The 19,986-nt window shown below is 72.6% G+C and carries 20 protein-coding genes; 10 read left to right on the top strand and 10 right to left on the bottom strand.

Annotated elements, in window-relative coordinates; translation table 11 throughout:
* Nucleotides 1-6 precede the first annotated feature (6 nt).
* Both ACIP98_RS06345 and ACIP98_RS06340 read right to left on the bottom strand, forming a co-directional pair.
* Complete coding sequence (locus ACIP98_RS06345) at nt 7-777, bottom strand: MerR family transcriptional regulator (protein WP_401974023.1); 771 nt, start codon at nt 775-777, stop codon at nt 7-9.
* 455 nt (nt 778-1,232) lie between these two features.
* Nucleotides 1,233-2,441 carry a PP2C family protein-serine/threonine phosphatase gene (locus ACIP98_RS06340; protein WP_401974022.1) on the bottom strand — a complete coding sequence of 403 codons (1,209 nt, stop codon included), beginning with the start codon at nt 2,439-2,441 and terminating at the stop codon, nt 1,233-1,235.
* A 127-nt stretch (nt 2,442-2,568) separates the two neighbouring features.
* On the opposite strand from ACIP98_RS06340, the gene ACIP98_RS06335 reads away from it, so the two are divergent.
* The 4 genes from ACIP98_RS06335 (at nt 2,569) to ACIP98_RS06320 (ending at nt 6,117) form a co-directional block, all read left to right on the top strand.
* Entirely contained in the window at nt 2,569-3,066 is a 498-nt protein-coding gene (locus ACIP98_RS06335; protein WP_319665945.1) for a MarR family winged helix-turn-helix transcriptional regulator, read from the top strand.
* A gap of 231 nt (nt 3,067-3,297) precedes the next feature.
* On the top strand, nt 3,298-4,482 hold the full coding sequence (locus ACIP98_RS06330) for a PP2C family protein-serine/threonine phosphatase (RefSeq protein WP_401974020.1): 1,185 nt from the start codon (nt 3,298-3,300) through the stop codon (nt 4,480-4,482).
* On the top strand, nt 4,479-5,666 hold the full coding sequence (locus ACIP98_RS06325) for an ATP-binding protein (protein ID WP_401974018.1): 1,188 nt from the start codon (nt 4,479-4,481) through the stop codon (nt 5,664-5,666). Before ACIP98_RS06330 ends, ACIP98_RS06325 begins: the two co-directional genes overlap by 4 nt.
* 4 nt (nt 5,667-5,670) lie before the next feature.
* The gene (locus ACIP98_RS06320; RefSeq protein WP_319665948.1) at nt 5,671-6,117 is read left to right on the top strand and encodes a response regulator; all 447 of its coding nucleotides are present in this window, start codon (nt 5,671-5,673) and stop codon (nt 6,115-6,117) included.
* Nucleotides 6,118-6,150: 33 nt separating this feature from the next.
* On the opposite strand, the gene ACIP98_RS06315 is transcribed toward ACIP98_RS06320, so the two are convergent.
* A complete protein-coding gene (locus ACIP98_RS06315; protein WP_401974016.1) occupies nt 6,151-7,005 on the bottom strand; it encodes a DUF1206 domain-containing protein in 855 nt (284 codons plus the stop codon).
* A 170-nt stretch (nt 7,006-7,175) separates the two neighbouring features.
* Between ACIP98_RS06315 and ACIP98_RS06310 the strand changes: the two genes are divergently transcribed.
* On the top strand, nt 7,176-7,439 hold the full coding sequence (locus ACIP98_RS06310) for a GlsB/YeaQ/YmgE family stress response membrane protein (RefSeq protein ID WP_319665950.1): 264 nt from the start codon (nt 7,176-7,178) through the stop codon (nt 7,437-7,439).
* Nucleotides 7,440-7,519: 80 nt separating this feature from the next.
* Here ACIP98_RS06310 and ACIP98_RS06305 read toward each other — a convergent pair whose 3' ends face one another.
* On the bottom strand, nt 7,520-8,302 hold the full coding sequence (locus ACIP98_RS06305) for a hypothetical protein (RefSeq protein WP_401974014.1): 783 nt from the start codon (nt 8,300-8,302) through the stop codon (nt 7,520-7,522).
* A gap of 97 nt (nt 8,303-8,399) precedes the next feature.
* Between ACIP98_RS06305 and ACIP98_RS06300 the strand changes: the two genes are divergently transcribed.
* Nucleotides 8,400-8,897, top strand: a complete 498-nt coding sequence (locus ACIP98_RS06300) for a DUF6328 family protein (RefSeq protein WP_319665952.1) — start codon at nt 8,400-8,402, stop codon at nt 8,895-8,897.
* 75 nt (nt 8,898-8,972) lie between these two features.
* On the opposite strand, the gene ACIP98_RS06295 is transcribed toward ACIP98_RS06300, so the two are convergent.
* The 3 genes from ACIP98_RS06295 to ACIP98_RS06285 all read right to left on the bottom strand — a co-directional run bounded on the left by ACIP98_RS06295 (nt 8,973) and on the right by ACIP98_RS06285 (nt 10,804).
* The gene (locus tag ACIP98_RS06295; protein ID WP_401974012.1) at nt 8,973-9,569 is read right to left on the bottom strand and encodes a hypothetical protein; all 597 of its coding nucleotides are present in this window, start codon (nt 9,567-9,569) and stop codon (nt 8,973-8,975) included.
* A complete protein-coding gene (locus ACIP98_RS06290; RefSeq protein WP_401974011.1) occupies nt 9,566-10,282 on the bottom strand; it encodes a hypothetical protein in 717 nt (238 codons plus the stop codon). Before ACIP98_RS06290 ends, ACIP98_RS06295 begins: the two co-directional genes overlap by 4 nt.
* Before the next feature lie 150 nt (nt 10,283-10,432).
* The gene (locus tag ACIP98_RS06285; RefSeq protein WP_319665955.1) at nt 10,433-10,804 is read right to left on the bottom strand and encodes an ATP-binding protein; all 372 of its coding nucleotides are present in this window, start codon (nt 10,802-10,804) and stop codon (nt 10,433-10,435) included.
* A 266-nt stretch (nt 10,805-11,070) separates the two neighbouring features.
* Here ACIP98_RS06285 and ACIP98_RS06280 point away from each other — a divergent pair, with 266 nt between their 5' ends.
* Together ACIP98_RS06280 and ACIP98_RS06275 are read left to right on the top strand one after the other, a co-directional pair.
* Nucleotides 11,071-11,892, top strand: a complete 822-nt coding sequence (locus tag ACIP98_RS06280; RefSeq protein ID WP_319665962.1) for a SigB/SigF/SigG family RNA polymerase sigma factor — start codon at nt 11,071-11,073, stop codon at nt 11,890-11,892.
* A gap of 71 nt (nt 11,893-11,963) precedes the next feature.
* Nucleotides 11,964-13,157, top strand: a complete 1,194-nt coding sequence (locus ACIP98_RS06275; RefSeq protein ID WP_401974009.1) for a low temperature requirement protein A — start codon at nt 11,964-11,966, stop codon at nt 13,155-13,157.
* Nucleotides 13,158-13,245: 88 nt separating this feature from the next.
* Here the strand turns inward: ACIP98_RS06275 and ACIP98_RS06270 are convergent, their stop codons facing one another.
* A complete protein-coding gene (locus ACIP98_RS06270) occupies nt 13,246-15,417 on the bottom strand; it encodes a discoidin domain-containing protein (protein WP_401974007.1) in 2,172 nt (723 codons plus the stop codon).
* A gap of 383 nt (nt 15,418-15,800) precedes the next feature.
* Here ACIP98_RS06270 and ACIP98_RS06265 point away from each other — a divergent pair, with 383 nt between their 5' ends.
* Entirely contained in the window at nt 15,801-16,235 is a 435-nt protein-coding gene (locus ACIP98_RS06265) for a hypothetical protein (protein ID WP_319665957.1), read from the top strand.
* 178 nt (nt 16,236-16,413) lie between these two features.
* Nucleotides 16,414-16,725, top strand: coding sequence for a YkvA family protein (locus tag ACIP98_RS06260; protein ID WP_319665958.1), 312 nt, complete (start codon nt 16,414-16,416; stop codon nt 16,723-16,725).
* A 17-nt stretch (nt 16,726-16,742) separates the two neighbouring features.
* Here ACIP98_RS06260 and ACIP98_RS06255 read toward each other — a convergent pair whose 3' ends face one another.
* Both ACIP98_RS06255 and ACIP98_RS06250 read right to left on the bottom strand, forming a co-directional pair.
* Entirely contained in the window at nt 16,743-18,200 is a 1,458-nt protein-coding gene (locus ACIP98_RS06255; RefSeq protein WP_319665959.1) for an ATP-binding protein, read from the bottom strand.
* Nucleotides 18,197-19,855: an FAD-dependent oxidoreductase gene (locus ACIP98_RS06250; protein WP_319665960.1), complete on the bottom strand. Its 1,659-nt coding sequence runs from the start codon at nt 19,853-19,855 to the stop codon at nt 18,197-18,199. Before ACIP98_RS06250 ends, ACIP98_RS06255 begins: the two co-directional genes overlap by 4 nt.
* Between the last annotated feature and the right edge of the window lie 131 nt (nt 19,856-19,986).

Below are 19,986 nucleotides of genomic sequence, written 5' to 3'. Positions count from 1 at the left end.
CGGGGCTCACCCCTCGGCGGTGCCCAGCCCGGCCGCCGTGACCCGCAGTTCCTCCGCCAGTGACCGCTGGAAGGCGGTGACCAGGGCCTGCACCACCATCGGCTGCAGGTCCCCGGTGAGGCCGCGCATCCGCGCCCGCTCCTCCCGGTCGGGTTCCCCGGCCACATACGGTTGCCACACCTCGCGCTGGAAGAGCCGGTGCAGCTCGTGCGCGACCGCGCGGGCGTGCTTGAGCACGATCTCCCGGGTGGCGAGCACCGTCTCCAGCGGGATCGGCACGTCCAGCAGCCGCACCCCCAGGTGCAGCATCGCCGGGTTGACCAGCAGGACGTCCGGGTCGGCGGTCGGGTGCAGCACCCCCATCGCGGCCAGCCGGTCCAGGTCGTGGCCGCTCAGCTCGCGTCCGGCCCGCTGTTCCAGCCGGGCGCGCGGGACCTCCTCCGCGGTGTCCGGCATCCAGGTGGCCACCAGCGCCCGGTGCAGGGCGAGGTCCTGCGGGGTGATGTCGCCGGGCAGCTGGTCGAGATAGCGGCCGATGGCGGCGAGGGTGAGGCCCTGGTGCTGCAGTTCCTCGATCAGCGCCAGCCGCGCGAGATGGTCCGGGCCGTAGAGGCCGACACGGCGCGAGCCCAGTTCGGGCGGCGGCAGCAGACCCTTGGCGCTGTAGAAGCGGACCGTGCGGACGGTGGTCCCCGCGCGCGCCGCGAACTCGTCGACCGTCAGGCGCGGTTCGTCCACCGCGGGCGCCTCCTGGCGCGCGGCGCGGGACTGCGTCATGCGCGGGATCTCGCTCTCTCGCTCGCCGCCCTGGTCATGACACCAGTATGACCGGTCGGCCGGGTGGCCGTCGGCCGTTGCCGCAGCGTAGGGCCCGCCTCGCGGGAGGCGGCGCGGGCGCGGGCGCGTGTGCGGGGCCGGAAGGGCCGTCAGATCGCGGCCGCCGGGCCGCCGGGCCGCCGGGCCGCCGGGGCGCCGGGCCGCCGGGGCGCCGGGCCGCCGGGGCGCAGGGGCCGGCGACCCGGTGCCCGACGACCCGCACCGGCCGCGGCGGCGGCGCGGTGAGCGGGCGGCGGCCTGGTACGCGGTCACCTGCGGTGCCCCGGGGCGACCGGCGGGCGTGCGCCACGACGGCGGTCCCGGCCACGGAAAGGATCGGGCGCGCGCCCCGGGCCCCGTGGAGCGGCCGGGCCGGCTCACCCGTTCGGAGGCCGCCGCGCGAACTCCCGGCGCGGTCACTCCCAGTCCAGGCACAGGACGAGCGCGTCGTCCTCGGCGTCCGGCACCGCGCGGTAGCCGGGCAGCTCGCGCAGGACGGCCCGCGGCACATCACTCGGCGGTACCAGCCGGGTGGCCAGCATCGCCCGCGCCAGGGCCTGTTCGCCGTACGCCTCACCGGACGGGGAAGCGGTGGCGTACACCCCGTCGCTGACGATGACGAGCCGGTCGCCGGAGCGCACCTCGAACCGTTGGACGACGTACGGGGTGTCCTCGAACATGCCCAGGGGCGACTGCGGCTCGAAGGGGACGGTCTCCACCGCTCCCGCGCGCAGCCGGTACACACGCGGCGACCCGGCGTCGACCACGTCGACCGTGCCCGTGGCCCGCTCGAACCGCATCAGCAGCACCGACACGTAACTGTCGCCCCGGTAGCGGGCGTAGACCGCCTGGTCGGCCAGGGCCGCCTGGTCGGCGAGGGGCACACCGGCGCGCCGGGCGTTGCGCAGCGCGTTGATCGTGAGGCTGGTCAGCAGGGCGGCGTCGATGCCCTCGCCCATGCCGTTGGTGACGGTCAGCGTCAGGTCGTCCGCGGACGCCGACCAGTCGAAGTTGTCGCCGTGGATGTCGTACGCGGGCTCCAGCTGGGCGCCGAGCGCGTACCCGGGCCGGGCGAGTGAGTGCCCGGGCAGCAGCTGCCACTGGATCTCGGCGGCGAGGGTGAGGCGGTCGCGGCGGCGGGCCCGCAGGTACAGGTCGGTGTCGCGGTCGGCGACCAGGATGTGGTGGCCCAGCATCTCCGCGATCTCGCCGAGCTCCCCGACCGTCTCGGCGTCACCGGCGTCACCGGCGTCACCGGCGTCACCGGCGTCACCGGCGTCACCGGGGCCGGTCCCCGCCGCGAATCCGACGCCCAGCACACCGATGCGGTCGCCGCGCACGCTGATCGGCAGGTGCAGCAGCACACCGTCGGCGACGGCCTCGGTGACCGGCTCCTGCGCCCCGAACGCCCGGCCCGCCGGACTGCCGGCGATCCCAACGAGGTCGGCGGCGCCGGGACGGGCGCCCACCGGCTGGAGCACGGTCTGGCCGTAGTCGGCCAGCAGGACGTCCACCGATCGCGCCCCGTAGTGCTGCCGCAGCACCCCGCGGACGGCGTCGGGGAGGGCGTGGGGGGCGGAGGCGCGCAGCGCGCGCTCGGCGGAGAGGAGAGCGGAGGTGTTCACCGGTTCGCTGGGGTCCTTCTGGGAGGAGGGGAGGGTCGGTTACGGTGGCAGGGCCGAGGGGAGCCGTGATGTGTACCCCTATATCCGTTTCCTGCCCGCTCCGGGCCCGAGACATGACGCCCAGGAGATGACCTTGTCCGCGAGTCGCCCGACCCACCGGGACGTCGCTGCCGAGGCGTCGTCGATGGTCGAGGCGCTGGAGGTGCTCTGGGGCCGGGGCCGGGACGCGGGGGATCCGCCCGTCCCGCCCTCGCAGCTGCGCCTGCTGTTCGCGCTGGAGGGGAACGAGGGCGCCAATCTGCGCACCCTGTGCGAACTGCTCGGCGCCGCGCCGCCCGCGATGAGCCGGCTCTGCGACCGGCTGCAGGCTGTGGGATACCTCACCCGGGACATCAGCCCGACCTCGCGCCGTGAGGTGCGGCTGTGGCTTACCCCCCGCGGGGCCGCGCTCCTCACCGAGCTGCGCGAACGCCGCGAGCGGGAGCTCGCCACTGTCGTCGCCGCGATGCCCGAGCGGGCCCGGCGGGCCCTGCTGGAGGGGCTCGCGGCCTTCCGGACGGCAGCGGCGGCCACCGGGCCGGCCGGCGCCTCCGCCGCGACCGAGGGGCGGAGCCGGAGCGCATAGGTGCGCACGGGATTCTCACTTCTTGAACGGGTTGTTCCCGACCCGGGTGTGCTCCGTGTATCTGTTGCAGGGTATTACTGTTGCCGAACGGCAATGATCGAAGATGATCCGCAGTGTCGCAAAGGCCACCCGGCCAGGGTGTCCTTCGCGTACGATCCCATCGCCCCGCACGGGGCACCGCTGGGGTGGGGAGACGATGTGGAAGGCAACACCCTGACTCCGCCTGGGGGGTTGATCCCCAGACCGGGTGACAGCACGAGCCGGCGGCTCGCCGTGCTCCTGGTCGAGGACGACGCCGGCGACGCACTCCTGGTCGAGGAACTGGTCGCCGACAGCGGCGTGCCGGTCGACCTGCGCTGGGTACGCTCGCTCGCCGAGGCCGGCGACGCCCTCCGTGCCCTCCCCGCAGACTGCGTCCTGCTGGACCTGCACCTCCCGGACGGCCAGGGGCTGGCCGCCCTCGGCAGGGCCCTGGCCCTGACCCAGCGGGCGGCGGTCGTGGTGCTCACCGGCCTGGCCGAGGAGCGCACGGGGCTCGCGGCGGTGTCCGCCGGCGCCCAGGACTACCTGGTCAAGGGGCGTGTGGAGCCGGAGCTGCTCGGCCGCGCGCTGCGGTACGCCGTGGAGCGCAAGCAGTCCGAACGCGCCGCCGTCGCGCTGCGCGCCAGCCAGATGCGGGCCGAGGAGAACGCCCGGCTCGAACGTGGTCTGCTGCCGCTGCCGATGTTGCGCACCAAGGACGTCACCGTCACCGCGCGCTACCGTCCGGGCCGCGCCGACGCCCTGCTGGGCGGGGACTTCTTCGATGTGGTGGAGACCGCCGAGGGCGTCGTCCACGCGGTCATCGGAGACGTCTCCGGTCACGGCCCCGACGAGGCCGCGCTGGGCGTGGGCCTGCGCATCGCCTGGCGCACCCTGGTCCTCAGCGGCGTCCAGGGCGGTCGCCAGCTGTCCCTGCTGGAAGAGGTGCTGGTCGCCGAACGTGCGGCGCCCGAGATCTTCGCCACCGCCACGGTGGTCACCCTCAGCCAGGACCGCAGCAGCGCGTCGGTGTGGCGGGCCGGCCACCACGGCCTGCTCAGCAGCACGGCGGAGGGCGAGGTCGAGTACGCCGAGCCGGCCGGTGGCCCTGCCCTCGGCCTGATCCCCGGTGCCGGGAACTGGCCCGAGGGCCGACTCGCCCTGCGCCCCGGACAGGCCCTCACCCTCTTCACCGACGGCCTGTTCGAGGGCCGCACCGGCGACGGGCGGCTGGGCGAGGCCGGACTGCTCGCGCTGGCCAGGGAGCACGCCGCGCTGGCGGCTCCGGAGTTCGTCGACACCCTCATCGACCGGGCCGAGTCGCTGGCCGCCGGACACGGCGGCTTCGACGACGACGTCGCGGTCGTCCGCCTCGACTGGGACCTCACGTCATGACCACCACGCGGCTCACCCCGGCGGGCCGGATCGCCCTCGCCCCCGCCGCCCTCGTCGTGGTGGTGGGCGCGGTCGCCGGCTTCGCCCCCCACCAGCCCCCGCGCACCGCGGCCGCGGACCACCCGGCCGGGTACACGGTCGCCACCGGCGCCCCCGTCCCGGCGCCCGCCTTGATCCGCCGGGCCGTGGGCCATGAGGCCGCGCCCGGCCGCGCCGGCGGGTCCGCCCTCCCGCCGCGCACCACGGCCGCCGCCCAGGACGATCCCGCCGGGATCACCGTGCCGTACTGGGCCGTCGCGGCCGTGCTGGCCGTCCTCCTGCTCGCCGCGGCGGGCCTCGCCGTACTCGTGCACCGCAGGGCCCTGCGGCAGCTCACCCCGCTGCGCGAGGCCCTGCGCGCGCTGGAGGGGTCCCGCCGCAACGCCGACGCCGAACTGGCGCAGTCCCGGCAGCGCGAGGAGCGACTGCGCGGCGCCGGCAGCGAGTTGCAGCAGTTCGCCTACGTCGCCTCGCACGACCTGCGGGAGCCGCTGCGCAAGGTCATCTCCTTCTGCCAGTTGCTGGAGAAGCGCTACGGCGACCGCCTCGACGAGCGGGGTCTGCAGTACATCGCGTACGCGGTCGACGGTGCCAAGCGGATGCAGGTGCTCCTGGGCGACCTGCTCGACTTCGCGCGCTCCGGTCGGCCCGACGACGGCGATGTCGAGGTCGCGCTGGACGAGTCGCTGGACCAGGCACTGGCCAACCTCGCCGGGCCGATCGAGGAGTGCGGCGCCGCGGTGGAGCGGCCGCCCGCCCTGCCCCGCACGATCGGCGATCCGACGCTGCTGACGATGCTCTGGCAGAACCTCCTCGGCAACGCCGTCGCCTTCCGTTCGCCGGAGCGCGCACCGCGCATCGGCATCACCTCGGACGGCCCGGACGAGGACGGCCTGCTCGGCTTCGCCGTCACCGACAACGGCGTCGGCGTCCCGGCGGCCTACGCGGAGAAGGTCTTCGGCGTCGTGCCGCGCCCGCGCGAGGGGGAGCCCCGGGGCGACGGCAACGGCATCGGTCTGGCACTCTGCAAGAAGATCGTGGAGCACCACGGAGGCCGGATCTGGCTCGACCCCGCGCCGCGCGAGGGGACCCGCATCCGCTTCACCCTGCCCGCCGCCGCGCGGACCGCCCCATTGGAGGAGTGACGCCTTGACCGTGCCGCCCCAGCCAGAACCGATCGTCGTCCTCCTGGTCGAGGACGACGCGGGCGACGAGCTGATGACCCGTGAGGCCTTCGAGGAGCACAAGATCCGCAACGTGCTGCACGTCGTCCGCGACGGCGAGGAGGCGCTGGACTTCCTCCACCGCCGCGGACAGCACGCGGACGCGCCCAGGCCGGGCCTGATCCTGCTCGACCTCAATCTGCCGCGCTACGACGGCCGCGAGGTACTGGCCGACGTCAAGGCCGACGCCTCGCTGTGCGACATCCCGGTCGTCGTCCTGACCACCTCCGAGGCGGAGGAGGACATCGTGCGCAGTTACAAGCTGCACGCCAATGCCTATGTCACCAAGCCCGTCGACTTCGAGCGGTTCATCGAGGTCGTCCGGCAGATCGACGACTTCTTCGTCACCGTGGTGAAGCTCCCGGGGCGCTGACCCGCCGCCGGCGGGTGCCGGCCCGGACACCGCTCAGACGTCGCGCCAGCGCGCCATCGCGCCGGAGAAGAGGCCGAACAGGACCAGGCCCACCGCGACCGCCGCCAGCAGCCAGGGCCCGGCGGGGGTCTCGCGGAACGTCCGCAGGGTGTCGTCCAGTCCCTTGGCCCGGCCGGGGTCGAAGCGCACGGCGGCGATGACGGCGAAGCAGCCCGCTGCGGCGAACACCACCCCGCGGCTCGTGCCCCCGCCCACGCCCAGGGTCTCGACCACCTTCCGGGTGCGCGCCGACATGGCGCCGGTACGCAGGTGCTTGCGGAAGCGGCGCATGATCGCCCGCACGGCGATCCAGCCGCCCGCCCCGACCAGGACCAGACCCGCCGCGCCGACCAGCCAGCGGCCCATCGGCCAGCCCAGCACCTCGGCGGTGACGTCCTTGGAGGCCTGGTCGCTCGACCCGCCGGACCCGCCGCCGGATCCGCCGGATCCGCCGGATCCGCCGTTCACCGCGAAGGTCGCCACCGAGTAGGTGACGAAGCCGTAGAAGACCGCGCGGACCCCCGACTGCACCCGTTTGGACGCCTTGCCGCCGTCCGGCCCGGCCGCCCCGAAGGCGGCCTCCGACAGCCGCCACAGTGTCATCCCGGCCAGTCCCACGGTCAGGGCCCAGACCAGGAAGCCGCCGAGGGGCTGAGCCGCCAGCTCGGCCACCGCGCCACCGCGGTCGGCCTGCTGCGAGGAACCGCCGAAGGCGATCCGCAGAGCGAGGATGCCGGTCAGTACGTAGATGACCCCACGGGCCGTCAGTCCGGCACGTGCGCCCGCCCGGATGGCGCGCCGCCCCCCGCTGCCGGGCCGCACCGCGGTGGCTGTTCCCGTCGTGTCCATGGCCGGACCTCCCTGCGCTGGGCCTGTGTGGTCCCCGGCTGCCCCGTACCGGGCCGGTGAAACAGCGGGGCCCGGCGCCGGCGGCGGCCGGCCTGCGTGGAGTCGCCGGGCCGGGGTAGCCGGGTGGATGCAGACAGACATGCGAACAGGGCGCGAGGGTTGGGGTAGGGATGGAGATTTCGAGCATCATCAGCGCGATCGTGATCGGTCTGATCATCGGTCTGCTGGGACGCCTGCTGGCGCCCGGCCGGCAGCCGATCGGGCTGCTGTGGACGATCGTCGTGGGCATCGTCGCCGCGTTCATCGGCAGCGCCATCGCCGCGGGACTCGGGGTCGCGGACACCGAGGGCGTCGACTGGATCGAGTGGCTGATCCAGATAGCCCTGGCGGCCGTCGGTGTCACGGCACTGGCCAGGACCCGGCTGGGGCGCTGACGCACTGACGCGCCGACGGAACGACACGACGGTCCGGCCGCCCCACGAGGGGCGGCCGGACCGTCGTGTGCGGACCGAGCTCAGATCACGTCGAGCTGGTCCGGGTCGAACAGTGAACGGTTGCTGAGCCCCTGGCCGGCGGGCAGCTGACCGGCCGGACCCTGGCCGACCGCGGCCTGGGAGTCCTTGTCGGGGAACCCGCCGACGCCACCGACACCGCCGATGCCACCGATGCCGCCGCCGAAGTTGCCGCCTCCGCCGCCGTAGTTGCCTCCGCCGCCGAAGTGGCCGCCTCCGCCGTGGCCACCGCGACCGTGGTGGTGCCGGCCGCACTTGCAGTGGTGCCGGCCGTGGCCGTCCCGGCCGCCGCGGTCGTCGCGGCAACCGCGACCGTCACGCCCGTCCCCGCGCCCGCCGCGTCGGTCGTCCCCGCGCCCGCCGCGTCCGTCGCCGCGGTCGTCCCGGTCGCAGCGGTCGTCCCCGCGCCCGTCGCGCCCGTCCCGTCCGTCGCCACGGTCGTCGTCGCGACCGCCACGGTCGTCGTCGCGACCGCCGCGGTTGTCCCCGCGTCCGTCCCGTCCGTCGCCACGTCCGTCGCCCCGGTCGTCCCCGCGGTCGTCGCGGCCACCGTCGTCGTCGCGGCCGAAGTCGTCGCCGCGGCCGTCCTCGTCCCGTTCGTCACCTCGGCGTTCGTCGCCGAAGCGGTTGTCGTCGTCACCCCGATCCCGGTCGTCCTGTGCGACGGACGGGACCGCCGCCGGGCGGGCCGGGGTGGTGGCGGCCTGGGCCGAGGCCGGCCACGCGAGTGCCGCGGCCGCCAGGCAGGCGGCGGCGGTGCCGCGGAGAAGGTACTTCTTCGCCATCGGTCGTCCCAATCTGATGAGATGTTACATAGCTTAGCGAAACGCATATTAAGCACATATCGTCCGATGCCGCGCGCAGAGGAACCGGGAGGCAGCGATGTCCGACACCGCGGACGAGTACGGGGCGCGGGGCCGGGACGAGACGGAGGACGAACGCGCGGACCGGATGTGGGGTGAGCTGATCCAGGAGGTGCGGGTCGCCCAGACCGGCGTGCAGATCCTGTTCGGCTTCCTGCTCACCGTGGTCTTCACCCCGCTCTACCAGCGGCTGGGCCCGGTGGAGCACACCGTCTACATCGTCACCGTCGTGCTCGGCTCGGCGGCGACCGGGGCGCTGATCGGCCCCGTGTCCTTCCACCGGATCGTCGCCGGCCGGCGGATCAAGCCGCAGAGCGTGCGTTGGGCCTCGCGGCTGACACTCGCCGGACTCGTGCTCCTGCTGGCCACGATGACCTCGGCGCTGCTGCTCGTCCTGCGGGTGGCGAGCCACGACGACTCCGTCCCCTACCTCGTGGCGGGGGTGCTCGTCTGGTACCTGGCCTGCTGGTACGGGCTGCCGCTGTGGGCCCGGATCCGTCACGGCAAGGGCGACTGATGGCGCGCGAGGACGCGGGCACGAGGAAAGCCGCCGCGAATCGCGGCGGCTTTCCTCCGTACGGGTGACGCGGGGTCAGACGTGCAGGACCCGGTCCACCAGCTCGCGGTAGCCCTGCAGGGCCACCCGCAGCTTCTCGGTGTCGGCCTCGTCCCGGCCGCCGTCCCAGCCCGAGCGCAGTGCGTGGCGCCGGCCCTTGAGCTCCTGGACGAGTCGCTCGGTGGCCTCCTCCAGGACCTGGTCGGCCTCCTCCACCGCGTGCCGCGGCTCGTCGACGAAGCCGCCGACCGCCTGCTGGAGCCGGCGCTGCAGCTTGTCGGTGTCCTCCGCCGTCGCCTTGGGGGCACCCGGCTCCCGGGGGGTGTGCGGGGCCCGCGACGGACGCTCCGGCTCGGAGCCGGGAACGCGCCGCGCCTGCTCCGCGGGTTCCCGCGGGTCGGCGGACTCGTGCGGGTCGGCGGTCCGAGCGGGCGTCACGGAACCGCGCTCGGCGCCGGATTCGCTCACGCGTCCGGGCTGTGCGGTGCGTGCGGGCTGCGCGTGCTGTGCGGGGCGCTCGGCGGTGCGCTCGGTGCCCGGCGTGACGTCATTGCTCTTGACGTCGATCTTCTCGTCGGTCGTCTCGTCGGTCCTGGCCTTGTCGTCGTGGCCGGTCTGGTTCGTGGGGTTCATCGATTACTCCCGGACGGCAGATGCGGACGGCGGGTGCCTCGGTGGCCGGTGGCGGCGTCGCCATCGGTACCGGTCCCGCTCTCGGTCTCGGACGGGGCGTCACCGGACGGGACGTCGGCCCGCTCGGCGTTGTCGTGCCGGCCCCGCGCGGTGTGCCGGGGCTCCTTGCCCCCCGCGACGAGGTCGTCGAACAGGGCGCGGGCCTCCAGCAGCCGGGCGCGCAGGTCCTCGGTGTCCGTCGTGGGACGGTCACCGTTGTGCTGCCCGGTCAGGGCCGCACCGCGCAGGTCGCGGTACGCCTGGAGGTGGCGCGGGCGGTGCACGGACAGCGCGTCGATCTGCTCCCCGGAGTCGGCCGCCGGGAAGCCGCGCTCGCGCGCCAGCCGGTCCAGCAGGCCGGACGCCTCGCGCACCGACTCCGCGGGGGAGTCCACGAACCGCTCCTGCAGGGCGGCCCACTCGGCCCGGAACTCCTCGGTGCGGCGGGCCTCCAGCGGGCGCTGCTTCAGGTGCCCGTGGCGGTCCACGCGTTCCTGCAGCTCCTTGTCGGCGGCGGCCCTGTCGCCGTCGTGCCGGGCGAGCGTACGTTCGTACTCGGGGCCGAAACGCCGCCTCAGATGTCCGGACCCCGGCCCACGGCGCGTCATGTACAGCGCCGCGGCGGCGATCAGGACTACGAGGACGACCGCCCCGATGATGATGCCCGTGGTCATGGTGTGCCTCCTGGGGACCCCGGGGGTCCCGGAATGGGATCTGACATTGTTTCGGGTCCCTTGTCGTGTCTACGGTGCGTGTATCCGCGATCCGTCTCTCCACGCACATGTGCCGGGGGGAGGCGCCCCGGAAGGGAGCGGCGCGCGCGTTCAGCGCGGCAGTACGACCAGGATGACCTTGCCGCCCTGGGCGAGCAGGGACACCCGGATGTCCTGTGCCAGCCGGCGCACCAGGCGCCAGCCGTAGCCGCCGGGCATGAAGCCGCCCTCCGCGCGCGGGGTGACGGGCAGCCGGGAACTGTGGTCGCCGACCGAGACGCGGATGCCGTCCGGCCCCGGCAGCACCTCGAAGCGGGCGACCCCGTCGCCGTAGCGGAACGCGTTGGTGACGAGTTCGGAGACCACCAGCAGGCAGTCCTCGACCCGTTCCGGATCGATACCGGTCAGGCGGGCCCGGGCCATGTCACGGGCCTCGCCGATGGACGCGGGAAGGGCCGCACCGCCGCGTGCGGTGGTGGGCACCTGTCCTTCGTCATCCGTTTGAAGGCTGTACACGTACGATCACCCCGTAGGCCTCACTGGTCCCTGTGTGTCTGCCCGGCCGTGCCGGTCCTACGCGACCCGGTGGACAGATTTACGTCACCCCGAAATCGGGGGGCATGCCCGGTGCGGGACCGGGTACCCGAACGGCAGCACATACGGGAACACGTCGTACGACGGGTCGAGGAGGAGCTGTGATCGCGGACGTCAGCAGGACGAGCGCCGGGGCCGGGGTGGAAGAGGCCGTCATGGACGGACTGCCGCGGATCAGCGACCCGCGCAGCGTCGCGCCCTCGGACGCACGGGCCCTGTCGAAGCTCTTCCTCGAGCGGCTGACGGTTCTCGAGGAGGGCACGCCGGACTACCAGTACGCGCGGAACACCCTCATCGAGATGAACATGTCGCTGGTCCGGTTCGCGGCGCGGCGCTTCCGCGACCGCGGCGACGACATGGACGACATCGTGCAGGTCGGCACGATCGGCCTGATCAAGGCGATCGACCGCTTCGACATCTCGCGCGAGGTGGAGTTCACCACCTTCGCCGTCCCCTACATCGTCGGGGAGATCAAGCGCTTCTTCCGTGACACCACGTGGGCCGTGCACGTGCCGCGCCGGCTGCAGGAACGCCGGGTCGAACTGGCGCGCGCCCGGGACGAGCTGTCCTCCCGGCTCGGCCGGGCCCCGAAGGTCGCCGAGCTGGCGGCGCTGATGGACCTCAGCGAGCAGGAGGTCGTCGAGGCGCAGGTCGCGTCCAACGGCTACACCGCCTCGTCCCTCGACGCGGCGCTCACCACGGACGACGGCGACGAGGGCGAGACCGCGCTCGCCGACTTCATCGGCGCACCCGATCCGGGCATGGAACTGATAGAGGATCTGCGTTCGCTGGCCCCGCTGATGATCGAGCTCAGCGAGCGCGACCGGCGACTGCTCCACCTGAGGTACGTGGAGGAGCTGACGCAGGCCCAGATCGGCGAGATCATGGGCTGCACCCAGATGCACGTCTCCCGCCTGCTCTCGCGCACCATCGCGCGACTGCGCGCCGGAATGCTTCAGGACGGTTCCGTCCGCTGACGCTGTCCCCCGACGGTGCCCGCGCCCCCACCGGGGCGCGGGCACCGTCGTGCCCGGCCTAGGATGCGCGGATGACCGATCACGATCGCGTGTCGCCGGGCCGGCACTACCGCCCCCTGGTGCGGATGACGCCGCGGGACCCGCAGGAGGTGCACCGGGTCTCCACCCCGCTGGAGCTGCTGTTCGACCTGTGCTTCGTGGTCGCCGTGGCCCAGGCGGGGGTCCGGCTCGTGCACGCCGTCGCGGAGGGCCGCTTCGGGCACGGGGTCGCCGGGTACTGCTTCGTCTTCTTCGCCATCTGGCTCGCCTGGGTCAACTTCACCTGGTTCGCCTCGGCCTACGACACCGACGACGTCCCTTACCGCATCGCGACGTTCGTCCAGATCATCGGCGTCCTGGTGCTGGCGGCCGGAGTGCCCCGGGCCTTCGACCAGAACGACTTCACCGTCGCCGTCGCCGGCTACGTCATCATGCGGATCGCCCTGACCTTCCAGTGGCTGCGCGCGGCCCGCAACGTGACCGCGGCGGCGCGGACCGCGGCGCTGCGCTACGCGGTGGGGCTGGTGGTCGTTGAGGCGGGCTGGATCGCACTGCTGCTCGTGCCCGGAGGGGTGTTCACCTGGGGCTTCGTGGCCATGGCCGTCGCGGACCTGTCGGTGCCGGTCATCGCCGAGCACGCGCAGCGGACCACGTGGCACGCCCACCACATCGCCGAACGCTACGGGCTGTTCACCATCATCGTGCTCGGCGAGTCGGTGGCGGCCGCGACAGTGGCCGTGCAGTCCGCCGTCGACGAGTCCTCCGTGCTGGGTGATCTGCTGCCCATCGCCATCGGGGGACTGCTCATCGTCTTCTCCGCGTACTGGATCTACTTCGCCGTCCCCGTCCACCGGCATCTGACCGCCGGAGTGCCGGCGTTCCTGTGGGGGTACGGCCACTACTTCGTCTTCGGCTCGGCGGCGGCCATCGGCGCGGGGATCGAGGTGGTGGTCGAGCAGACGGTGCACAGGGCGCACATCTCGCAGACGGCCGCCGCGGCCGCCGTGACGGTGCCGACCGCGCTGTTCCTGCTGACGGTCTGGCTCATCCACTCCCGCCGGGCCAAGCGCGGCCTCGCCGAGCACGCGGTGCTGCCGGGCTGCGCCGTGCTGGTGCTGGCCGCCACGTTCTGCGGTGCCTGGGCGGTGCCGGTGGCCGGGGTGGCGATGGCGGCGGCGGTCGCCGCGGGGGAGGTTCTGAGCTCCCGGCACCGGCCGGCCGTCTGAGACGGCCGGGGTGCCCCGCCGGCGGGCGGGGCACCCCGTGGGTCTCAGGTGTCCTGGGGACGTGGGTCAGGCCCGCGTCCGGGACACATCAGGGGAACGAGACCACATTGGACGGAACGGTCGAGGTCCCCGAGGTCGCGGCACCGGTGCTGTTGATGACGTGGTCGTACTGGCCCATGCCGCCCAGCGAGACCACCAGGACGTCGTGCATCTTGACCCCGGCCTTCACCGGGACCTCGAAGCCGTGGTCCATGCGGATCGTCGGATCGGTGGTGAAGTTGCAGTAGCTGCCCACGCCCCACGCCTCGTGGGTCGTGACGGAGTCGTCCACCTTGTAGGCGGCCCAGCCCTTCGTGGCGCCGTTCTGGATCGAGGCCTGGTTGGGGGCGTCGTAGGCGATCTCGTTCTGGTAGAAGATCGTCCTGCCGTTCTGGCCGCTCCACTGGACGTCGTACTTCTTGAAGTGCTCGACGAACAGACCGGTGGCCAGGACGTCGTCGCCGTTCACCCGCAGCCCGTAGTCGGCCGCGTTGGTGTCCCAGCCCACCCCGGCGCCGTGGTCGGCGCGCCAGATCCAGGTGTGGTCGATGATGGTGTCGTCGCTGTTGACCTCCATGCTGGTGGTCGCCTTGCCCGGGCCGGCGCCGCCGATCCGGATGAAGACGTCCTGCACGGTGGTCGGGTTGGCGGCGTGGTCGGCGGCCGCGCCCTGCGGGCCGACCTGCAGCAGGACCGGGGAGTTGACCGGGCCCGCGTCGATGAGGAAGCCGGCCAGCTTCACCCCGTCGACGTCGGCGACCTTCATCGCGGTGACGCCGTTGTCGGGAATGATCGTCGCGAGGCCGAGTCCGAGCACGACGGTGTTGGCGCGGTTGACGTTGATCGTCTGGTCGACATGGTAAATGCCTGGGGTGAAGAGCAGGTTGAGGCCCTGGGCGAGTGCGGCGTTGATCGTCGTGGCGGTGGCGCCCGGCTTGACCACGTAGAACTGGCTCAGCGGGATCGAGGAACCCTGCGGCGCGCCGTTGCCCCAGGTGGTGCCGCGGGCGTTGGTGCGCTTGGCCGGGACGAAGACCTTGTACTCACTGCCGTCGAGGTAGAGGAAGGGCTTCTCGCGGGAGACGGGGGTGGTGTCGAGCGTGGTGTACGGCGGGTTGGGGAAGCTCTGGGCGGGAGCGCCCTGCACGCCGGAGAAGACCATGTTCCACACGCCGTTGGTCCAGCCGCCGACCGAGCTGTCGCGGGTGTACCACTGCTGCTGCGAGTACGGGCCCACCGTGCCGTCGATCTTGCTGTCGGCGATGTAGCCGCCGCTCGCCCAGCCGTAGCCGTTGGGCGCGAGGTTCAGGCCGCCCTTGACGTGCATGCGGCGGAAGGGCGCGGCCTGGGCGACCGCCCAGCGGTCGGTGCCGTTCACCGGGTTGAGGGCGAGGTTCTCGGCCGAGCGCCAGAAGTTCTGGGTGGCGTTGCCGTTGAACCAGCCGGCGTCCACGGTCACGTCGCCGTTGAACGTCGTGTCGTCGGGAGAGAGGCCGAGCCCGGCGATCGAGGTGTAGAAGCCGATGTTGGCGTTGATGTTGTTGTACGTGCCCGGCTTGAAGAGCAGCGCGTAGCGGCCGGTGCCGAACTGCGCCGACTCCTGCTGCTGGAAGATCTGGTCCAGCTTGGCCTGGATGTTCGGCGTCGAGGGGTCGAAGACCAGGACGTTCGAGCCGAGGTCGCCGCCGCCGGGGATCTGCGTGCCGGTGTCGGTGGTGTGCACGGCGAACTCCCAGAGCGAGTAGCCGTACTGGGTGTGCCGGGCCGTGCCGTTCATGCGCACGTAGCGGCCGGTGCCGCTGACGGCACGGGTCTCGGTGCCCCCGGCGCCGGTGGTGGTGGAGGCGACGGTCGTCCAGTCGGTGCCGTTGGCCGAGATCTGGATCTGGTACGCACTGGCGTACGCGGCCTCCCAGGTGAGCACGACGTCGCAGAGGGTCTGCGAACTGCCGAGATCGACCTGGAGCCACTGGGGATCGCTGAAGGCGCTGGACCAGCGGGTGCCGGCGTTTCCGTCGACCGCGTTGGACGCGGCCGTGCCGGCGTTCTCGGTGGAGGAGGCGGTGGCGGTCTTGCCCTGGGCGACGTTGGTGGTGCCGCAGGCCGCGGCGTGGGCCCTGGTCAGCGGACCGGCCGGTACGGCGATCAGGGCGAGCAGGACGGACAGCAGGGCTATCAGCCCTAAGTGTCTGCGGTGGGCGTCGTGGATGTGGGGTCTCATCGGAACTCCTGACTCGGCCGCGCGACTTAATTCAGGGCGTGAGTTAAGACGTGAGAGAAGTCGCGGTCAAGTGGTCCGGCAGGAACTGTTTCCGGCAGGTCAACGGAAGCTCACAGTTGTCAGGACCCCGAACGGTCAGTGACCTGCGAGGAGTCCGTTTCCTTCGCTTGTTGAACGCGAGGCGGGTCTTCCGCGTCGGCGGACCGCCCCGGGAGTGATCCTGTCGTGAACTCTTGACGGTTCGGGCCCCGGCGAGTTGACTCCCGGTCCAGTGACCGGGCCCCTTCCGGGACCGGTTGGCTCGTCACCGCCCCCCACTCCCACGCCGGAGGCGACTGGTCCGGCCTCTCGAACAAATGATCTTCACGGGTTACACTCCGCGGGTGTCCGAACTCCGCACACTCGCCCTCGGGCTCCGGCAGGCGATCCTCGACTGCCCCGATCCCGGCCTGGTCTCCCTGGAGCGTTTCCCCTACGGCTCCTGCGGTGACGCCTCGATCCTCCTCGGCGAGTACCTCCACGAGAACGGGCTCGGCGTGTGGACGTACGTCAGTGCCTGGGAGAACGGTGCCTCCCACGCGTGGATCGAGAAGAACGGCCTGCGCGTCGACATCACCGCCGACCAGTTCGACGGTGTCGACATCCCCGTGATCATCGCCTCGGGAGGCGGCTGGCACGACCGCTTCACGGTCGACCACTCCGCCGCCCACGGAGCCCTCATCGCCGTCCGGGAGGAGTACGCCCGCGCCGAACTGCTCGCCGCCTACGACCGGCTGACCGCCTTCATCCGGCAGGGGACGCCACGCGTCCGCGCATGACGCCGGAGTCCCGGCCGGCAGAGCGCCGCCCACATGAACGCGGCGGAGACGGCGGAGCCCCGGCGGCTGCCCGGAGCCGGTGCGGCATGATCACAAAGAGGCGTCCTTCCGCCTGGGGGTCCGGTACCGTTTCTGCGCACCCGTCAGGGGAAGACGCGATCGAAGGAGGGAGGCAGCCATGGGTGATTGGTCCACGACAGTGCTGGTCATTGCGGGGGTGGCGGTGGCGGCCATGCTCGCGGTCGCCGTGGTGCTGGTGGTGAAGATGGCGCGGGTCCGGAGCCTGTTGCGCAGTGCCGACGTCCCGCGCTCGGGCAAGCTGGCCTTCTGGGCCGCGGTGGTCTACCTGGTGTGCCCGGTGGACCTGCTGCCCGACCCGATCCTCATCGACGACATCGGCGTGCTGCTGCTGGCCCTGCGGTCCCTGAAGACCGCCGCCGACCAGCAGCTGCCCGCCCACTTCGGGAAGCCGCGGAAGACGCTCGGCTGACGGCCCGGGCCGCCGGCTCAGATCCGGACGGCGACGTCGCCCGGTCCGGAGCTCCCCAGAGCGACCGGCAGGCACACCGTGAAACGCGTGTCGCCCGGGGCGGACTCGACGCGGATGTCCCCGTGGTGCTTGTTGACCACGATGCGGTAGGAGATGTCGAGACCGAGCCCGGTGCCCTCGCCGACCGGTTTGGTGGTGAAGAACGGCTCGAAGATCCGCGGCCGGATCTCGTCGGGGATGCCGGGCCCCGTGTCGCCGATCTCGACGAGCAGCCGGTCCGTCCCGTCCCAGTGGGTGCGGATGCTGAGGGTTCCGGAACCGGCCATCGCGTCCAGGGAGTTGACGATGAGATTGGTCCACACCTGGTTGAGCTCGGCGCCGTAGGCCTGGATCTGCGGCAGCGTGCGGTCGTACTCCTTGACCACCCGCACCCCGCCGGGGATCTTCGCGTGGAGCATCGTCAGCGTGGCGTCCAGCAGCGCGTGCACGTCCACGGTCTGCTGCGGCGCGCGGTCCAGTTGCGAGTACTGCTTCGCGGCGCCGACCAGCCCGGAGATCCGGGTGACGGCGTCGTCGATCTCACCCATGAGCAGTTCGGTGTCCAGGGTGTAGGCCAGCCAGCGCACCGACGCCTCCAGACGCTCCTCGCCGACCGTCTCCGCCACGCTGCCCAGCCACTCGATGTCCACCCCGCCCGCGATCAGCGTCGGGGCGATCTCCCAGGAACCGTTGACGCCGTGGTCCTCCAGCCAGTCCGTCAGCTCGTCCTCCGCGTCCGACGCCTGGAGGGCCGACAGCTCCGGTGCCGACGCCAGGCGCTTGATCGCCGCGTCCTGGAGCTCGACCAGTTCGTGCAGCTGCCGGGTGTCGAGGCGGCCGTCCGCGATCAGGGCGAGCTTGTGCCGCATGCCGGCAACCCGGTCGCGGAGCGCGGAGGTCGCGCGGACCGCGGCCGCGGCCGGGTTGTTGAGCTCGTGCGTCAGGCCCGCGGACAGCGAGCCCAGTGCCAGCAGGCGCTCGCGCTCGCCCATGATCGTGTTCTGCTGGCGCACGCCGAAGAACAGCCCCTCCAGCAGATGCACCGCCATCGGGAACCACCTGTGCATCGCCCCGGCGAACTCGTCGGCCGGGACCACGAAGAACTCGCAGTCGGTGATCGCCCGCAGCGAGTTGGGGTAGACCTGTTCCACCCGGTCCCCGAGGTACGCCTGTGTCGCGCCCGCGTACACCCCGCGCTGGTCCGTGCGGTTGACCTCCACCTCGTCGCCGTGGAGCAGCCTGGTCATCGCCACGGTGCCGCTCAGCAGGATGTAGAAGCAGGTCGCCGGCTCGCCCTCGGAGTAGACGTTGGCGCCGGCCGCCGTCCGCTCCACACAGCCCTGCTCGGCCAGCCAGTCCAGTTGCTCGTCCCCGAGCGACTCGAACAGGAACAGGGTCTTCAGCTGCTCCGGCGCGAGCCGGTCCGACGTGGTCACTGCGCCTCCAGATAACGGTGCACGAGCGATACGGCCATCGCTCCCTCGCCCACGGCCGACGCCACCCGTTTGACCGACTCCGCGCGGACGTCGCCCGCCGCGAAGACACCGGGCACGCTGGCCTCCAGGTGGTACGGGTCGCGGGGGAGCGGCCAGCGCGCCGGCCGCCGCCCGCCGGACAGCAGATCCGGGCCGGTCAGCACGAAGCCGCGCGCGTCGCGTTCCACGACGCCCTCCAGCCAGTCGGTCCGCGGCTCCGCGCCGATGAAGACGAACAGCCACTCCGCGTCCACGGTCGCCACGGCGCCCGTCTTCGCGTCGCGCAGCATCAGCTGCTCCAGGTGGTCGCCGCCCTTGCCGCCGACCACCTCGGTGCAGGGATGCACGTCGATGGTGTCGATCGCGGCGATCTGGTCGATCAGGTAGCGCGACATCGACCGTCCCAGGTCGGCGCCGCGGATCAGCAGGTGCACCCGGCGCGCGTTGCGCGAGAAGTACACGGCCGCCTGCCCGGCCGAGTTGGCGCCGCCCACGATGTAGACGTCCTGGCCGGCGCAGTTCATGGCCTCGGTCATGGCCGAGCCGTAGAACACCCCCGCCCCGGTGAACTCGGCGAGGCCCGGTGCGTCCAGCCTGCGGTACGCCACGCCGGTGGCGAGCACCACGGTGTGCGCCGTGATCGCGGAGCCGTCCCCGAAGGACAGCACCCGTCCCGCGCCCGCCGCCTCCAGGCCCGTGACCTCGCGGGTGCTCAGGATCTCCGCGCCGAACTTCAGCGCCTGCCGACGGGCCCGGTCGGTCAGCTGCGCGCCGGAGACACCGTCCGGGAAGCCCAGGTAGTTCTCGATCCGGCTGCTCTGGCCTGCCTGGCCGCCCGTCGCCCTGCGCTCCACCAGCACCGTGCGCAGGCCCTCGGACGCGCCGTACACGGCCGCACCGAGGCCCGCAGGACCGCCGCCGACCACCACCAGGTCGTAGAAGTCCGAGGACGGCTTGGTGCTGAGGCCGACGTGCGCGGCGAGCTCCGCCTCGCTCGGCCGGACCAGCGTCGAGCCGTCGTCGGTGACCACCAGCGGCACGTCGTCAGGGGTGAGCCCCGCGGCGGTCAGCAGCTGGACGGCCTCCGGGTCCTCCGAGGGCAGCCAGCGGTAGGGCACCAGGTTGCGGGTGAGGAAGTCGCGCACCTTGAACGAGGGGGCTGACCAGCGGTGCCCGACGACCCGGGTCTCGCTGGCGGTCGGGTCGGGGGTGGACAGCCACGATTCGAGCAGGGTGTCGATCACCGGATAGAGGTTCTCCTCCGGCGGACTCCACGGCTTGAGCAAGTAGTGGTCCAGATCGATGATGTTGATCGCGTCGATGGCGGCCGCGGTGTCCGCGTAGGCGGTCAGCAGCACGCGCCGGGCCAGGGGGAACAGGTCCATCGCGGCCTCGAGGAACTCGACGCCGTTCATCTGCGGCATGCGGTAGTCCGCCAGCATCACGGCCAGCTGCTCGCCCCGCAGCTTGATCTCGCGCAGCGCGCTCAGGGCCTCGTCGCCGGAGGTCGCGCGCACCACCCGGTACCGGTCCCCGTACCGGCGGCGAATGTCGCGGGCCACCGCCCGGGAGACTGCCGGATCGTCGTCGACGGTGAGGATGGTCGGATTCGCCATGTGACCATCATTGCTCCCGACGGCCCGCGGCGCGCCCCAAAACGAACACTCGTGCCTGGTGGGGCGAGGCTTCACCGTACGTCACGGCGCCTGACGCACCGCGACGGCCGCGGGCTCACGGGGGGCGGCCG

Source organism: Streptomyces sp. NPDC088354, assembly GCF_044753585.1.
Lineage (GTDB): Bacteria > Actinomycetota > Actinomycetes > Streptomycetales > Streptomycetaceae > Actinacidiphila.
This window is presented reverse-complemented; position numbering and strand designations above follow the sequence as displayed.

What these genes read in the sequence shown, in the direction of transcription:
- ACIP98_RS06275 (WP_401974009.1), top strand. Translation starts at nt 11,964, where the DNA reads ATGACCGATCACGATCGCGTGTCGCCGGGCCGGCACTACCGCCCCCTG.
- ACIP98_RS06290 (WP_401974011.1), bottom strand. Translation starts at nt 10,282, where the DNA reads ATGACCACGGGCATCATCATCGGGGCGGTCGTCCTCGTAGTCCTGATC.
- ACIP98_RS06250 (WP_319665960.1), bottom strand. Translation starts at nt 19,855, where the DNA reads ATGGCGAATCCGACCATCCTCACCGTCGACGACGATCCGGCAGTCTCC.
- ACIP98_RS06310 (WP_319665950.1), top strand. Translation starts at nt 7,176, where the DNA reads ATGGAGATTTCGAGCATCATCAGCGCGATCGTGATCGGTCTGATCATC.
- ACIP98_RS06260 (WP_319665958.1), top strand. Translation starts at nt 16,414, where the DNA reads ATGGGTGATTGGTCCACGACAGTGCTGGTCATTGCGGGGGTGGCGGTG.
- ACIP98_RS06270 (WP_401974007.1), bottom strand. Translation starts at nt 15,417, where the DNA reads ATGAGACCCCACATCCACGACGCCCACCGCAGACACTTAGGGCTGATA.
- ACIP98_RS06300 (WP_319665952.1), top strand. Translation starts at nt 8,400, where the DNA reads ATGTCCGACACCGCGGACGAGTACGGGGCGCGGGGCCGGGACGAGACG.
- ACIP98_RS06335 (WP_319665945.1), top strand. Translation starts at nt 2,569, where the DNA reads ATGACCTTGTCCGCGAGTCGCCCGACCCACCGGGACGTCGCTGCCGAG.
- ACIP98_RS06345 (WP_401974023.1), bottom strand. Translation starts at nt 777, where the DNA reads ATGACGCAGTCCCGCGCCGCGCGCCAGGAGGCGCCCGCGGTGGACGAA.
- ACIP98_RS06305 (WP_401974014.1), bottom strand. Translation starts at nt 8,302, where the DNA reads ATGGCGAAGAAGTACCTTCTCCGCGGCACCGCCGCCGCCTGCCTGGCG.
- ACIP98_RS06325 (WP_401974018.1), top strand. Translation starts at nt 4,479, where the DNA reads ATGACCACCACGCGGCTCACCCCGGCGGGCCGGATCGCCCTCGCCCCC.
- ACIP98_RS06315 (WP_401974016.1), bottom strand. Translation starts at nt 7,005, where the DNA reads ATGGACACGACGGGAACAGCCACCGCGGTGCGGCCCGGCAGCGGGGGG.
- ACIP98_RS06280 (WP_319665962.1), top strand. Translation starts at nt 11,071, where the DNA reads ATGGACGGACTGCCGCGGATCAGCGACCCGCGCAGCGTCGCGCCCTCG.
- ACIP98_RS06295 (WP_401974012.1), bottom strand. Translation starts at nt 9,569, where the DNA reads ATGAACCCCACGAACCAGACCGGCCACGACGACAAGGCCAGGACCGAC.